Here is a 14553-nt window from a genome sequence, read left to right as displayed (position 1 = left end):
AAGTGGGAATAAATTTGATGGTGGGCGATACTGGGATCGAACCAGTGACCTCTTCCGTGTCAGGGAAGCGCGCTCCCGCTGCGCCAATCGCCCGAGCGGATGACGGGACTCGAACCCGCGACCCTCACCTTGGCAAGGTGATGCTCTACCAACTGAGCCACATCCGCGTTTTGTCGCATCGCAACAATGCGTAAAAGAATAGCGAAAAATTATTTCCGACGCAAGTCATAAAATGTGAACCAAGCAACGTTTTAAGTTTGTGTTGCAAATAGTGCAATTTTTGGGGGAGTGGGCTGCCGATAGCGCTTGGAGGGGTTATTTGAATTTTCGGGTCAACTAAGACTCTTTTGTTTTCTAATATGCAGCTTTTGGAATCAGAATGTCTGGTTTTGTTTGACCTATGTTTGTTTCCATGTGGTTTTTGGAGGCTGTCGATTGTGATGCTCCTAGTAGTTTTTGGTTGATCGCTTTGTGGTCATAAAATTTTTCCCCATTAGCTGAGGTTGGGTATCTAGCTGTAGGTGTGAAGGTGGGGATTATGCGTCGATGGCATTCCGTCGTATTCTTTCGAAACGATTCTTAAGGCGTTCTTTCGGCCAACTAATCTGGTGTCTTTATCGACTACTCCTTTCGTGTTGCTGACCTTTTTGATAGTTCTAACTAGTAATCAAATGGTTTATTGCGGCCTTAGGTTTAGTGTTTAACGTAATGGGATTGCGGAGAAAAGTTGGGTTGGTTAACTGAATTTTGCCTGTAAAATCAATATTCTTTGAGTTAAAAACACGCTAGAACTGTTTTTGATTTGCTATCTGGAGTTTTTCTGTTTAAACTGTCTACCTGCTAGGGCGATTGGCGCAGGGGTAGCGCGCTTCCTTCACACGGAAGAGGTCACTGGTTCGATCCCAGTATCGCCCACTCTGATAGGTTATAATCTCTCAGAGTGGGTTGGAAAGACATATTGCAACCTAGCAACACAGTAATGTGTGCGGATGTGGCTCAGTTGGTAGAGCATCACCTTGCCAAGGTGAGGGTCGCGGGTTCGAGTCCCGTCATCCGCTCGGGCGATTGGCGCAGCGGGAGCGCGCTTCCCTGACACGGAAGAGGTCACTGGTTCGATCCCAGTATCGCCCACGGTTTAAGAGCTATCTTAAACAGACACACATGCGGATGTGGCTCAGTTGGTAGAGCATCACCTTGCCAAGGTGAGGGTCGCGGGTTCGAGTCCCGTCATCCGCTCAGGGGTAAAACCCGTTTGGTGGGTTGGCCGAGAGGCGAGGCAGCGGCCTGCAAAGCCGTATACACGGGTTCGAATCCCGTACCCACCTCCAAACAGTATTTCGTCGTCGCTTGAGGCGGCGATTTCTTTTTATCTGCTCAGATTTCATCGTAGTGTTTCTATCTCGCAATCCCTAAGCATGCGAGATAGAATCTTTCCCAGCAAATACTGTTAAATACAAGGAGACTTTCGTGTCTAACCCTGAACTAGAAATTCCTCAGTCAGTAACTGCCACTGAGGATTGCACTGGCTTTGATTTATTTGGTAAGCAGCCAAAAGTTGTAGCGATGAAAAAAGGCGAGGAACTGCTAGATCTCTCGCGTTCGGTTAGCGCAGGCGAAACTTTAACTCCAGTATTGATCGATAGTGAAGATGGGCTTAATATTTTGCGCCACTCTTGCACTCACGTCATGGCACAGGCAGTGCAGGAAATCTTCCCAGACGTAAATTTGGGTATTGGTCCGTTCATTACTGATGGCTTCTACTATGATTTCGGCAATATCGAGGCCGTAACTCCTGAATTACTCAAGGACATTGAAAAGCGCATGAAGCGCATTGTTAAGTCCAATCAGCGTTTTGTGCGCCGCGATATTACCGAAGAACAGGCTCGGGAAGAACTTGCGAATCAACCATATAAGCTAGAGCTTGTTACCACCAAGGGTGCGGGCGCAGAAGGTGCCAGCGTCGAGGTCGGAACTGGTGGTTTGACCATGTACGACAACGTTGATCGTAACGGCGAATGCATCTGGACCGATCTTTGCCGCGGCCCACACTTGCCTTCAACTAAGCTGATTGGTAACGGTTTTGCTCTAACTAAATTCTCTTCTGCTTATTGGAAGGGTGATCAGGCAAACGACCAGTTGCAACGCATTTATGGTACTGCCTGGGCCTCGAAGGACGACCTCGTGGCATATCAAACTCGTTTGGCCGAAGCAGCCAAACGTGACCACCGTAAGCTTGGCACTGAGCTAGATCTCTTTAGCTTCCCCGAAGAACTTGGTGCGGGTCTACCTGTTTTCCATCCTAGGGGTGGCATTGTTCGCCGCGTGATGGAAGATTATGTTCGCCAAGCCCACATCAAGAATGGCTTCCAGTATGTATCGACCCCACATATTTCTAAGGAAGATTTGTTCCATACTTCAGGTCACTTGCCATACTATGCAGATGGCATGTTCCCTCCGATGGATGATGACGGTCAGAACTATTATCTCAAGGCCATGAACTGCCCCATGCACAATCTGATTTTCCGTTCACGTGGGCGTTCTTATCGTGAGCTACCGTTGCGTCTCTTTGAATTTGGAACAGTCTATCGCAATGAAAAATCAGGTGTTCTCCAGGGCCTAACCCGTGTTCGAATGATCACTCAGGATGATTCGCACTCCTACGTGATGGCAGAACAGGCTCCGGATGAAATCAAGCATCTCTTGAATTTCATTACGACATTGCTCTCTGATTTTGGCCTACATGATTACTATCTTGAACTTTCGACTCGAGATGAAGACGGAAAGAAAAAAGATAAGTTCATCGGCACTGATGAACAGTGGGAAAATGCAACCAATGTGTTGCGTCAATGCGCAGAAGAATCGGGCATGAAATGGGTACCAGATCCAGGTGGTGCTGCATTCTATGGTCCCAAGATCTCCATCCAAGCGAAGGACGCATTGGGACGCACTTGGCAAATGTCAACCATCCAGTACGACTTTAATCAGCCTGAACGCTTCCAGCTTGAATACACTGCACCAGATGGTTCTCATCAACGCCCAGTGATGATTCACGCAGCAAAGTTTGGCTCGATTGAACGATTCTTTGGCATTCTGGTCGAGCATTACGCGGGAGCATTCCCTGCTTGGCTAGCACCTGAACAAGTTCGACTTGTTCCAGTAGCTGAAGCCTTCTATGACTACGCTACCGAGGTCGCTAACCAACTTCGTACTCGCGATATTCGCGTGGAAGTAGACTACTCCGATGATCGCTTCGGCAAAAAGATTCGTAACGCTTCTAAAGACAAAGTGCCTTTCACTTTGATCGTTGGTGGTGACGATGTCGACGCTGGCGCAGTTTCCTTCCGTTACCGCGATGGTAGCCAAGAAAACCAGGTACCGGTGGCACAAGCTCTCGACCAAATTGAAGCTTTTATCGCCTCGCGCAATAACGAGAACCCGACCGCTAAATCGGAATAAGAGTTAAGACAGAATGGAATCATTACCTACTGAAGACGCTCGTAGTTTTTGTGGTACTCCAGATGGATTCACGCGTTTGTGGACACCACACCGCATGGCGTATATCAACGGGGAGAAGAAACCAACTGACGCGTCGAGTAATCAGTGCCCCTTTTGCCAGGCACCAAAGTTTTCGGATGCTGAGGGCTTAATTGTCTACCGAGGCGCGAACGTCTTCGTAGTAATGAATCTATTCCCATATAACTCTGGGCACCTACTGGTAATGCCTTATGAACATCTTTCGCTGTATACCGATCTCTCCACCGAGGTAAGAGCAGAATTCGGTGAGGTCACAGCTAGTGCGATGCGAGTTTTACAGGGTGTCACTAAGTGTCAAGGTGTCAATCTAGGGATGAATCAAGGGGAAGTAGCTGGTGCCGGTATTGCCGCCCATTTACACCAGCACCTAGTTCCTAGGTGGCAAGGAGATGCCAACTTTTTCCCTATCATTGCACAGACTAAGGCACTTCCACAGTTGCTTGAAACTCAACGTGAGCAACTTTCCGCTGCTTGGGAAGAGTACGCATGATTGGGAACTACGGTCGTAATCTTGAACGGATAATCTTTACTCCACCGGCAAAGGTGCTAGCTAAGCTGGGAATCACCCCAAATCAGGTAACTTTAGCTAGTGCTGTAATCACTTGGGGCTTAGCCATTAGCTTGATCCCGACAGGGCATACTATTCTTGCGCCGATTATGTTGACCATCTTTTTGGTCGGTGATGCAATGGACGGCACCTTAGCAAGACTTACAACCGGACCGACAAAATTTGGTGGATTTTATGATTCTACCCTCGATCGAATCACTGATGGGGTAGTGTTCGCTTCTTTCGCACTCTACAGTTTCTATCAGCTTCCCATGAGTGCAAATCAAAGTGCGATCCTTTGGTTGAGTCTGGGCTGTACGATCGCGGCTTTTAGCGTCAGTTACGCTCGAAGTGCCGGACGAGTAGCCGGAGTAGATCCGAAACAAGGAATTGCGGAGCGTACTGATCGTTTGATTGTTGGGCTACTATCTTTTTTCTTAGTTGGCCTGACTGCTCAACCTCTCTGGTTAACTATCGGATTAGGGATTGTGTTCCTAGCTAGCACGGTTACTGTCATCCAAAGAATCCTAGCGGTTAAACGTATGCTTGCGAAAAAGTCGTGAACCGATTAAAAAATACCTTAACACTTTTACTTTTTTTCGTAGCCTCTCGAATTCCAAGTTGGGTAGCTACATTTGTTATTTCTATTAGTGCCCCATGCTATCGGCTTCTCAATAGTCAAACTATGAGACAACTGAGGCGTAATCTGACCATAGTAATGGGCAGAGCACCTAGCCGAGACGAAGAAATCACCGCACTGAAAAGTTACTGGCAGTATTTTGCCTCAGCCTTCACTCTTGGTAGAGCGACAAAAGTACAGATAGAAAATCGGGTATTTGCCTCTATTCCAGCACAACTTCTTGAGGAAATAAAAACAAAATCAGTAGTGGTTGCGATGGGGCATCAAGGAGACTGGGACTTAGCAGGAGCCTTTTTTGCCGCTAAATATGCGCCGGTACTAACGGTGGCAGAAAACTTAAATCCACCATCCCTTGCCAAAAAGTTTACTGATTTACGGCGAGATATCGGGATGGAAATCATCTTGTTGGAGAAAGGAAAATCAGTTTTTTCTACTTTGGTAGACAAAGCTAGAAAAGCCCCTCGACTAGTTCCCCTGCTGGCAGATCGCGATCTTTCTGGGGGAGGTATTGTGGTCCCATTTTGTGGTACCGAAGCACTTTTTGCTCCCGGCCCAGCAGCTTTAGCCAAAAGACTAGATACTTCTTTATACGTTGTTAACATGCAGTTGCTTGAACTACCGCCAGAGCGAAGAAAAATTGCTAAAACCAAATACGGAATCAAACTCATAGTAAATGGTCCTATTGAACGTCCTCGAGTTACCGACAATGACCTCGTTGTAGAATGGACTAAGTCTTGGGTGAAAACTTGGGAAGCAGGAATCAAACTGGCGCCAACTGACTGGCACATGACTCAGGCAGTATTTTTACCAGATCTTGATCCTGTACGTTTGGCGAAAGCCAGAAAAAGATATCAACAAAATGTAGGTGAAAATTGAGAATCGGAATCGTCTGCCCGTACACGTTGGCAGCTGCTGGTGGAGTACAAGCTCATGTGCTTGATCTGGCAGATTCATTGCGAGCCGAAGGACATCTTGTCAGTGTTTTGGCACCTACTGACGGAGCGGCAGTACCAAATTATGTTTACAGTGCGGGACACTCACGAAAAATAGAATTCAATGGTTCTGTTGCTCCCATTGCTTTTAGTCCGACAGCAGTTAAACGCACGCGAGATTGGTTAAAAAAGGGGAAATTCGACCTCGTTCATATTCATGAACCTTTCTCGCCCTCGGTCGGTTTATTTGCCTTGCAACTGGCTAGGTGCCCTATTGTTGGTACTTTTCATGCGGGTATGTCGTTAAACCCGATTCGACGAATGTTTCGGCCGTTTTTGCGTAGCTGGGCACGAAAGTTTGATCAGCGGATCGCAGTCAGCGTCGAGGCACAAAAAACCCTGCAAATTCATGAAGGACTACCATCGGTAATTGTTCCAAACGGGGTCTGGACCAAAGAATACGAGACAGCGACGATTAACCAGTCTTGGCAGGGCACTGAAGATTTGCCAGTCTTTGGTTTTTTGGGCCGTTTAGATGACCAACGGAAAGGTCTCAAGGTAATGTCTGCGGCGATTAAGCAGGCCTTAGCTCAAAATCCTAAGATGAGATTTTTAATAGTTGGTCCTGGCCAAGCCAAAGAAATTCGAGAGGACTTGGCATCATATCCACAGGTTGAATTTCTCGGACCGCTTTATGGCGAAGAAAAGGCTAGTTTCTATCGCTCCATCACCGCCTATGTGGCTCCGCACACCGGAGGAGAGTCATTCGGAATCGTGCTAGTCGAAGCGATGGCGGCACAAACACTAGTCATTGGTGCTGATATTGATCCATTTGTCCCAGTATTAGCTCAAGGTAAAGTAGCAATGCTGTTCCCTGCAAATGATTCGCAAGCTCTAGCAGATGCAATACTTGATGCTAGCGAGCATCCGCAAAAGGTTAAACAACTTGCCTTAGCTGGGCAAGAATGGGCTAAACAATATGATTGGCAGGTTGTCACTGCCCAAATTATGGAGGTTTATCAAGCTGCACTTCGCAAGGCACAAGCGAAGAATCCAAGAATGCTAGAGATCATTACTAACTTCTATACCGGTATCAAGCCTTGGAATGCTTAAACGAGCAGCCGATTCAAAATGCAGTGCGGCTATGGGTCAAAGATCAAAATAATCGTTGGCTTTTTCTTAGTGGTGCCGATAGCTTAGATCGAGGTCGACCTAGCTGGCTCTATACTCTTGGGGGTCGTTTAGAGCCAGGAGAGGACCATCTAGCTGCATTGTCTCGGGAGTTGCGTGAAGAAGTAGGATGGTGCGTTCCACTAGGTCATCAGGTAATGCCAATTTGGTGGCGTTTGGCTTATCGTGACTTTCGGATAAATCCATATTACGTGGCTGAAAAGCATTTTTATGTGGACTACGAAAAACTAGTGAATGACCCTAATTTCCATTTAACTACTCCTAGCGAGTTGGTGGAGATTAATTGGCTAAGTGAAATGGACCTACGTGAGTTTGCTGGTCGAGGGCGTGAAGTGTTTCCAACTAGCTGGCAACAAATCCTGCAACATATTGCAAAAATAACTACTCGTTAAGCATAAAATTTTCCTTTGCGCGCGCTCAAATTCCTTTTGACTGAAAATTCGTTAAAATACTCCATGTTAAAACTTTCGAGGGGAGATAACCTATGTCGGGACACTCTAAGTGGGCGACCACTAAACACAAAAAAGCCGCGATTGACGCGAAGCGAGGCAAGCTATTTGCTCGTCTGATCAAGAACATTGAAGTTGCTGCTCGTACAGGCGGTGGCGATCCAGCTGGTAACCCAACTCTTTACGATGCCATCCAGAAGGCAAAGAAGAACTCGGTTCCTGCCGACAACATCGATCGCGCAGTCAAGCGTGGCTCTGGTGCCGAAGCAGGCGGTGCTGACTGGCAGACCATCATGTATGAAGGCTACGGTCCGAATGGCGTGGCTTTCTTGGTGGAATGTTTGACCGATAACCGTAACCGTGCAGCTTCCGATGTACGCGTTGCTTTCTCGCGTAACGGCGGTTCGCTAGCTGACCCAGGATCGGTGGCGTACCTATTCAGCCGATACGGCGTTGTTCAGCTTGCTAAGTCCGGCGATCTCGATGAAGAATCTCTACTCGAGGTCGTCCTCGATGCTGGTGCTGAAGAAGTAAACGAAGAAGGCGATAGCTTCGAAATTATCTCGGCTGCGACTGACGTGGTTGAGGTACGTAAGGCACTCCAGGCAGCTGAAATCGATTACGACTCCGCTGAAGTTCAGTGGCTACCATCCACCAAGGTGGAACTAGACGCAGAAGGCATGCGCAAGGTAGGCAAACTGATTGATGCCTTGGAAGACTCTGACGATGTACAGAACGTCTTCACCAACCTTTCAGTCTCTGATGAGGTTTTAGCTGAGCTAGAAGAAGACTGATTTGCGCATTCTTGGCATTGACCCGGGCTTGACCCGCTGCGGAATCGGCATCATTGATGTTGATTCTCGGCGGTCAGCCCGGTTAGTGCATGTTGGGGTAGTTCGTGGCAAACCAGGGATGGCTACCCACTTTCGATTGAAGCAAATCGCTGATGGTATTCGTGATGCCATCGCTACTTACTCTCCGGAGTTGGTAGCAATTGAACGAGTTTTCGTTCAAGATAACCTGCAATCGGTAACTACCACCATGATGGTAATGGGGGTAGCGATGGCTGAAACTGGTCGAGCCAACTTGCCGATGGCGGTACATACGCCCTCGGAAGTTAAAGCTGCGGTCACGGGAAATGGTAAAGCCCAAAAGCCTCAAGTCCAAGCAATGGTGCAACGAATCCTAGGTTTGGACGCGCCACCAAAACCAGCTGATGCGGCAGACGCCTTGGCGATTGCAATATGTCAAGCATGGCGAGGAAGCGGCTTGCTCGGTAGCGGAAGTGATGAAGATTTCTCCGTTTCTCTTTCTGGCAAAGTCACCTCTCGGCGGGAGCTGACTCCAGCTCAACAACAATGGGCGGCGGCACAAGCTAAGACCCGAAGAACCGGTGCGGTTGATCCCCGTAGACGGCAAGCGAAGCAAAGCAAGTAAACGAGTAAGTCAGAGGGAATAAATGATTGCATCTTTACGGGGAAGTGTACAGGCCTTTGGGCTTGACTTTGTGCTATTGGAAGTTAACGGAATCGGCTACAAGGTGTTCACCACTCTAAGCACGATGAACGAGTTGCGGATCGGCAATGAGTGTTTTCTTTCAACCACTTTAGTAGTGCGTGAAGATTCGTTAACCGTTTTCGGTTTCTTAGCATCCGAGGATCGTGACACTTTTGAGGTTTTATTGACCTTGCCGAAAATTGGGCCAAAGCTAGCATTAGCAGTACTGAACACCTATAGTGCCACGCAGTTAGCTCAGCTGGTTGCAAACAAAGACGAGAAGGCGCTAACTAAGGTGCCTGGTATTGGTGCGAAGGTTGCCGCCAGAATGCTGCTAGATCTTGAATCCAAGCTATCGAAGTTAATGGTGCTACCACCAAAAGAAAATGCTGAGTCCATGGCCGCTGTGGTTTCGCCTACTGCCCAAACAGTCATTATAGGCTTGCAAGGTTTGGGATGGACTAAATTGCAAGCGGAGAGCGCAGTGGAATCGATTTTGCAGACCGAGGGCGATTTAAGCGCTGGGGACTTGCTCAAACGAGCATTGCAAGAACTTGGTGGGTGATAAAAGATGGAATCAGTAGTTGAGCCAGGAGCAAACGACCTCGAGCGGGCAGCAGAAAGTGCTTTACGCCCTAAAAACTTAGATGAGTTTGTTGGTCAAAAAACTTTGCGCCAGCAGCTTTCTTTGGTGTTAGAAGCAGCTCGTCGACGAGGAGATGCTGCCGATCATATTTTGCTTTCCGGTCCTCCAGGACTCGGTAAAACCACGTTAGCAATGATTGTTGCGGCTGAAATGGGAACCTCTTTACGATTAACTAGTGGTCCGGCGATTCAGCATGCTGGTGACTTGGCCTCTATCTTGTCCAGTTTGCAAGAAGGGGACGTGCTTTTCATCGACGAAATTCACCGACTCTCAAGGCCTGCCGAAGAAATGCTCTACCTCGCGATGGAAGACTTCCGAGTAGATGTGATTGTTGGTAAAGGTCCTGGGGCGACCTCGATTCCCTTGACCCTGCCACCATTTACCGTAACTGGTGCAACTACTAGAGCCGGGTTATTACCCGCTCCTTTGCGCGATCGTTTTGGGTATACCGGGCACCTCGAGTATTACCAGCATGATGAGCTAGAAAGCATCGTGCGTCGTTCGGCCAACTTGCTAGGCGCCGAAATATCTGGGGAGGCGGCAAAAGAACTAGCGAAGCGTTCTCGGGGAACTCCTCGTATTGCAAACCGACTATTACGCCGAGTCTATGACTATTCACAAGTACACGGTAATGGTGAAATTGATGCCCAAGCTGCCAAGGAAGCGTTGAAACTTTTCGAAGTGGATCCCTTGGGTCTCGATCGTTTAGACCGCTTGGTTTTAGAAGGTCTTTGTGAGCGTTTCGGTGGGGGACCAGTCGGCATTTCTACATTGGCAATGTCGATCGGGGAAGAACCGGAAACAGTTGAAACTGTCTCCGAACCCTACTTAGTAAGAGAGGGATTTTTGGTACGCACCCCGCGCGGTCGAATGGCCACGGCACAAGCTTGGCGCCACTTGGGCCTGACACCACCCGCAAGTGACTTGTTTAATCTATTAGATAACTGAGTGGCACTAAGGGTAAGAAAAACTTAGACTTAGCTCAATCTACAACTTGGAGGTTTTCCTTTGGAATTTTTGATTTTTCTAGTTCCGATCCTGATCTTTTTCTTTGTTATCAATCGATCTGCAAAGAAACAAAACCAGCAACGCGAAGAAATGCGTCAGCAAGCCCTCGTTCCAGGGAACTGGGTGTTGACTCGCGCAGGTTTCTACGGACGCATCGTTGAAATCCACGATGAGGTGGTAATCCTCGAAACCGCTTTAGGCGATGAAAGTGTCTGGGATAAGAGCGCAATCATGATGGCTAAGGAACCAAACCTAGCTGAATACCTTGGGGTAGAAACTGAAGATTCGTCGGTTTCGAATGAAGTATCAAGCGATATTGAACCCAGCGCTGTGGTGCTCACAAATGAGGAAGAAAGCCCCAAAGAATCCAAGGAAGACTTGTAAAAATAGTCCATTCGGCGCCTTAATCTATCCTAAATCTATTTAGAGGCGGGAATAATGCTTGCTTTAGGGTAGAATCTAGGCGGTAAATCATCGCACTATGCCGATTTATGTCATAGTGCCCAAACAACGGAAGATAAAAGTGGCAGATAACCGAAAAAAGAAGGCACTGCGGCCTTTAATCACATTTATTGTGATTCTCGTAATTGCTGCAGTATCGCTCGGAATTGGTAACTTTTTAAACAAAGCGTCTTGGGCTCCTAAACTTGCCCTTGACCTTGAAGGTGGTACTCAGCTGGTGCTGACCCCACAGGCAATTTCGGACGATAAAGATAATAAGGGTCGTACGGAAGTAACCACCGAGGATCTGAACCAAGCGATCGACATTATTCGTCAGCGTGTAGACGCATCAGGTGTGGCGGAAGCAGAAATCACCTCACAGGGCGGTCAGAATATCGTGGTCTCGCTTCCAGGTAAACCCTCGGAAGAAACCTTGAACCTAGTTCGTAAGTCTGCGCTTATGGTCTTCCGTTCGGTACTGGTTGCCGACCCCCAAAATCTGGGAGCAGTAAATCCCGAGCTTTATGCTCAGGCAGCTGCACAGCTCAAGGCGATCACCCCAGAACCAGGGGAGAAGCCAGAGCAAAAGCAAGCTCGAGAAGAACAGCTCAAGCAGGCAGAAGAGTTTTCAAAACTTACTGCTGAGCAAATTGCTACTCGCATGGCTGATGCGAATAAAGATGGCAAGATCGAAGATAAGCCTGCTACCAAGCCAAAGGACAACTCGGATGATGCTTGGATCACCGAGAAAACTTATTACGACTTCTACCTATTGAACTGTCTCGATGCTAAGAGTCGTGCCAACGCTACCGCTAAGCCGGCGGATCAGGCGGTGGCAGCTTGTTCGACCGACGGTCACGAAAAGTACATTTTGAGCCCTGTCGATCTTCCTGGCTCGATGATTTCTCATGCTGCTGCTGGTCAGATTCCCAACCAGGCAGGTGGCAATACCGGCCGCTGGGGCGTCGACCTCTCCTTTAACTCTAAGGGTGCGACGATCTTCGAAGCCGTCTCCAAGCGTCTATTGGCCTTCCGTCAAGACAATCCGACCAAGAACCGTTTTGCGATTGTCCTCGACGGTAACGTAGTTAGCGCCCCTGGCATCGAAAACGTGATCCCAAGTGGTAACGCACAGATTTCTGGTAACTTCACCCTCGCTAGCGCCACCAGCTTGGCTAACCAGTTGCAGTTCGGTTCCTTGCCCTTGAGCTTCAAGGTCGAATCAGAACAGCAAATCTCCGCAACTCTCGGTTCTGAACACTTGGAAAAGGGCCTCTGGGCAGGCTTGATTGGTCTGGTTCTTGTGGTCTTGTACCTTGCTTGGGCCTACCACGGCTTGTCGTTGGTAGCCCTCGGTTCGCTCTCGATGGCCGCCTTGGCTACCTACCTAGCGGTAGCGCTTTTGTCTTGGCAGATGGGGTACCGCCTATCCTTGCCAGGCGTAACCGGTTTGATTATTTCGATCGGTATTACCGCTGACTCCTTCATCGTTTACTTCGAACGTATTCGAGATGAAGTTCGTGAAGGTGCCTCCTTGCGTAACGCCGTTGAGGTTGGTTGGGAACACGCCAAGAGCACTATTTTGATTTCTGACGCCGTCAACATTTTGGCTGCAGTCATTCTTTATGTCTTGGCTGTCGGCGGCGTTCAGGGCTTCGCCTTTACCTTGGGCCTAACCACCCTGATCGACTTGGCCGTCATCTTTATGTTTACTCACCCAGTGATGTCCTTGCTTCTTAATATTCCGTTCTTCGGTGAAGGCAAGAAGTGGTCCGGATTCGATCCAGAAACCTTGGGTGCTACCACTCGTGTGGTTTACGCTGGTCGAGGCCGAGTACGCACTGATGGTGAGTCCGCTCCGACCTCGATTGCTGAACGTCGAGCTGCCCGTAAAGCCGCTTTGGAAGAAAAGAAAGCCGCTGCTAAGGAAGAGGTTTCCGTAGCCGTAGACACCGAAACTAACCAGCAGGAGGAAAACTGATGCTTAGCCTATCAACTCTAGGACGTCAGCTACACTCTGGCGAACGGTCATTTAACGTAATCGGGCTGCGAAAAGTCTTCATTTCGATTTCTGCCGCCTGCATTATCATCTCGGTTCTAGCTGTTTCGATCCTTGGATTGAACCCAGCAATTGAGTTCCGTGGTGGTTCCGAATTCACCATCTCCCAGGTTCAGAACACCAGCCAGCAGCCCGCCTATGATGCATTGAAAGCTGATAAGTTGGACGAAGGTGCACGTGTTTCAAACGTGGGTCTTGATGGTATTCGGGTCCAGACACACTCACTTTCAAGTGAAGAAACCACTAAAGTCGCAAGTGACTTGGCTAAGGCATACAACGTAGACAAAGACAAGATCACATCCACTTTCGTGGGCCCAACTTGGGGCGCAGGCGTGACGAAGAAAGCCTTGACTTCATTGGCGATCTTCTTGGTTTTCGTCTCCTTGTTGATGACCTTCTACTTCCGTAACTGGCGTATGGCACTTTCAGCCCTAGTTGCGTTGCTAAATGACATGGCCTTGTTGGCCGGCTTTTTCGCGATTACCCGCGTTGAGATTTCACCTGCAACTGTGATTGGGTTCTTGACCATTTTGGCCTACTCGCTATACGACACCGTCGTGGTCTTCGATAAGGTTCGTGAACTAACTAAGAACTATGACGGCCAGTACCGTTACACCTATGGCGAGTTGGTTAACTTGGCAGTTAACCAGACCTTCGTTCGTTCAATCAACACCTCAATCGTGGCACTACTTCCAGTAGGCTCTATCCTAGTGATTGGTACTTGGTTGTTGGGTGCAGGTACCTTGCTAGATATTTCTCTAGCACTATTTGTTGGTATGATTGCAGGTGCGTTCTCTTCGTTGTTCATCGCATCCCCAATCCTGACTGTGATGAATGACCGTACCGAGGCCGGAAAGGCGCACAACGAGGCTGTCCTCAAGCGTCGCAACGGTAACTCGAATGAGGCTGACGAAGACGGGGCAGAAGGCAAGACCGGAGCCCCGGTCAAGGTAGCTCCACTTCAAGCTGGTGGGCACCGTGGTCAGCTAGCACAGCCAAAGCGTAAGCCAAGGAGTAAACGGTGAATACCGATCAAGAGTTGGCAAAACTAATCACTGAAAAGCTTCGCGAAATTCCTGATTTCCCCGAACCTGGTGTTCTTTTCCGCGATATCACCCCGCTACTTGCAAATGGTCCAGCCTTCGCTGAACTAATTCAACTGCTTGCTGATAAGTATCGCGGTAAGGTAGACGCGGTCGCAGGATTGGAATCACGTGGTTTCATTCTTGCCGCGCCCCTAGCAATTTCTTTGGGCGTTGGGATGCTAACCGTCCGTAAGGGCGGCAAGTTACCGGGACCAGTGATTGGCGTCGACTACGAACTGGAATACGGCACAGCCCGTATGGAATTGCGACCAGACTCAGTGAAAAAAGATGATCGAGTATTGATCATCGACGACGTCTTGGCAACCGGTGGTACCGCCAATGCTGCCATGCAGTTGATTGAAGAAGCGGGCGCCAAGCCAGTCGCTATCTGCGTTTTGATGGAACTACTTGACCTGGGTGGTCGAGCCAAGCTTCCTGATACCCAGATTGATGCCTTGGTTTCTTTCTGACTCTAACTAAATATCGAAAAGCTGGCATAAAAACCAGCAGTTTCATTCATTGCG

The 14553-nt window shown here is 48.6% G+C and carries 14 protein-coding genes and 7 tRNA genes; 19 read left to right on the top strand and 2 right to left on the bottom strand.

Annotation, left to right across the window (positions count from 1 at the left end; translation table 11 throughout):
* Positions 1-18 precede the first annotated feature (18 nt).
* Positions 19-93 (bottom strand) — tRNA-Val (locus BK816_RS04625).
* A gap of 1 nt (position 94) precedes the next feature.
* A tRNA-Gly gene (locus tag BK816_RS04620) sits at positions 95-167 on the bottom strand.
* Positions 168-843: 676 nt separating this feature from the next.
* Between BK816_RS04620 and BK816_RS04615 the strand changes: the two genes are divergently transcribed.
* The 19 genes from BK816_RS04615 (at position 844) to BK816_RS04525 (ending at position 14499) form a co-directional block, all read left to right on the top strand.
* Positions 844-915, top strand: a tRNA-Val gene (locus tag BK816_RS04615).
* A 70-nt stretch (positions 916-985) separates the two neighbouring features.
* Positions 986-1058 (top strand) — tRNA-Gly (locus BK816_RS04610).
* Position 1059: 1 nt separating this feature from the next.
* A tRNA-Val gene (locus BK816_RS04605) sits at positions 1060-1131 on the top strand.
* Positions 1132-1163: 32 nt separating this feature from the next.
* Positions 1164-1236: transfer RNA gene (locus BK816_RS04600), tRNA-Gly, on the top strand.
* 18 nt (positions 1237-1254) lie between these two features.
* Positions 1255-1328: transfer RNA gene (locus BK816_RS04595), tRNA-Cys, on the top strand.
* A 160-nt stretch (positions 1329-1488) separates the two neighbouring features.
* Positions 1489-3456: a threonine--tRNA ligase gene (gene thrS / locus BK816_RS04590; RefSeq protein WP_071164932.1), complete on the top strand. Its 1968-nt coding sequence runs from the start codon at positions 1489-1491 to the stop codon at positions 3454-3456.
* 13 nt (positions 3457-3469) lie between these two features.
* Positions 3470-4024 carry an HIT family protein gene (locus BK816_RS04585; protein WP_071164129.1) on the top strand — a complete coding sequence of 185 codons (555 nt, stop codon included), beginning with the start codon at positions 3470-3472 and terminating at the stop codon, positions 4022-4024.
* A complete protein-coding gene (locus BK816_RS04580; RefSeq protein ID WP_071164128.1) occupies positions 4021-4644 on the top strand; it encodes a CDP-alcohol phosphatidyltransferase family protein in 624 nt (207 codons plus the stop codon). The genes BK816_RS04585 and BK816_RS04580 overlap by 4 nt, the downstream gene beginning before the upstream one ends.
* Complete coding sequence (locus tag BK816_RS09125; RefSeq protein WP_083379072.1) at positions 4641-5597, top strand: phosphatidylinositol mannoside acyltransferase; 957 nt, start codon at positions 4641-4643, stop codon at positions 5595-5597. Before BK816_RS04580 ends, BK816_RS09125 begins: the two co-directional genes overlap by 4 nt.
* A 26-nt stretch (positions 5598-5623) precedes the next feature.
* Positions 5624-6766 (top strand): glycosyltransferase family 4 protein, encoded by a 1143-nt coding sequence (locus tag BK816_RS04570; RefSeq protein ID WP_170299667.1) that lies wholly within the window; start codon positions 5624-5626, stop codon positions 6764-6766.
* 23 nt (positions 6767-6789) lie between these two features.
* Positions 6790-7236 (top strand): NUDIX domain-containing protein, encoded by a 447-nt coding sequence (locus tag BK816_RS04565; RefSeq protein ID WP_236842365.1) that lies wholly within the window; start codon positions 6790-6792, stop codon positions 7234-7236.
* Between the two features lie 92 nt (positions 7237-7328).
* Complete coding sequence (locus BK816_RS04560; RefSeq protein WP_071164124.1) at positions 7329-8087, top strand: YebC/PmpR family DNA-binding transcriptional regulator; 759 nt, start codon at positions 7329-7331, stop codon at positions 8085-8087.
* Between the two features lies 1 nt (position 8088).
* A complete protein-coding gene (gene ruvC, locus BK816_RS04555) occupies positions 8089-8730 on the top strand; it encodes a crossover junction endodeoxyribonuclease RuvC (protein ID WP_071164123.1) in 642 nt (213 codons plus the stop codon).
* A gap of 22 nt (positions 8731-8752) precedes the next feature.
* The gene (ruvA, locus tag BK816_RS04550; RefSeq protein WP_071164122.1) at positions 8753-9355 is read left to right on the top strand and encodes a Holliday junction branch migration protein RuvA; all 603 of its coding nucleotides are present in this window, start codon (positions 8753-8755) and stop codon (positions 9353-9355) included.
* 6 nt (positions 9356-9361) lie between these two features.
* Positions 9362-10384 (top strand): Holliday junction branch migration DNA helicase RuvB, encoded by a 1023-nt coding sequence (gene ruvB, locus BK816_RS04545; protein ID WP_071164121.1) that lies wholly within the window; start codon positions 9362-9364, stop codon positions 10382-10384.
* A gap of 60 nt (positions 10385-10444) precedes the next feature.
* Positions 10445-10828 (top strand): preprotein translocase subunit YajC, encoded by a 384-nt coding sequence (yajC, locus tag BK816_RS04540; RefSeq protein WP_071164120.1) that lies wholly within the window; start codon positions 10445-10447, stop codon positions 10826-10828.
* Between the two features lie 139 nt (positions 10829-10967).
* Positions 10968-12866, top strand: a complete 1899-nt coding sequence (gene secD, locus BK816_RS04535; protein WP_236842294.1) for a protein translocase subunit SecD — start codon at positions 10968-10970, stop codon at positions 12864-12866.
* Positions 12866-13969 (top strand): protein translocase subunit SecF, encoded by a 1104-nt coding sequence (gene secF / locus BK816_RS04530; protein WP_071164118.1) that lies wholly within the window; start codon positions 12866-12868, stop codon positions 13967-13969. The genes secD and secF overlap by 1 nt, the downstream gene beginning before the upstream one ends.
* Positions 13966-14499 carry an adenine phosphoribosyltransferase gene (locus tag BK816_RS04525; RefSeq protein ID WP_071164117.1) on the top strand — a complete coding sequence of 178 codons (534 nt, stop codon included), beginning with the start codon at positions 13966-13968 and terminating at the stop codon, positions 14497-14499. Before secF ends, BK816_RS04525 begins: the two co-directional genes overlap by 4 nt.
* Positions 14500-14553: the final 54 nt, after the last annotated feature.

It is taken from the genome of Boudabousia tangfeifanii, from assembly GCF_001856685.1.
Classification (GTDB): domain Bacteria; phylum Actinomycetota; class Actinomycetes; order Actinomycetales; family Actinomycetaceae; genus Boudabousia; species Boudabousia tangfeifanii.
Note: the sequence above shows the minus strand (reverse complement) of the source record. Positions and strands in the feature narration are given on the sequence as shown.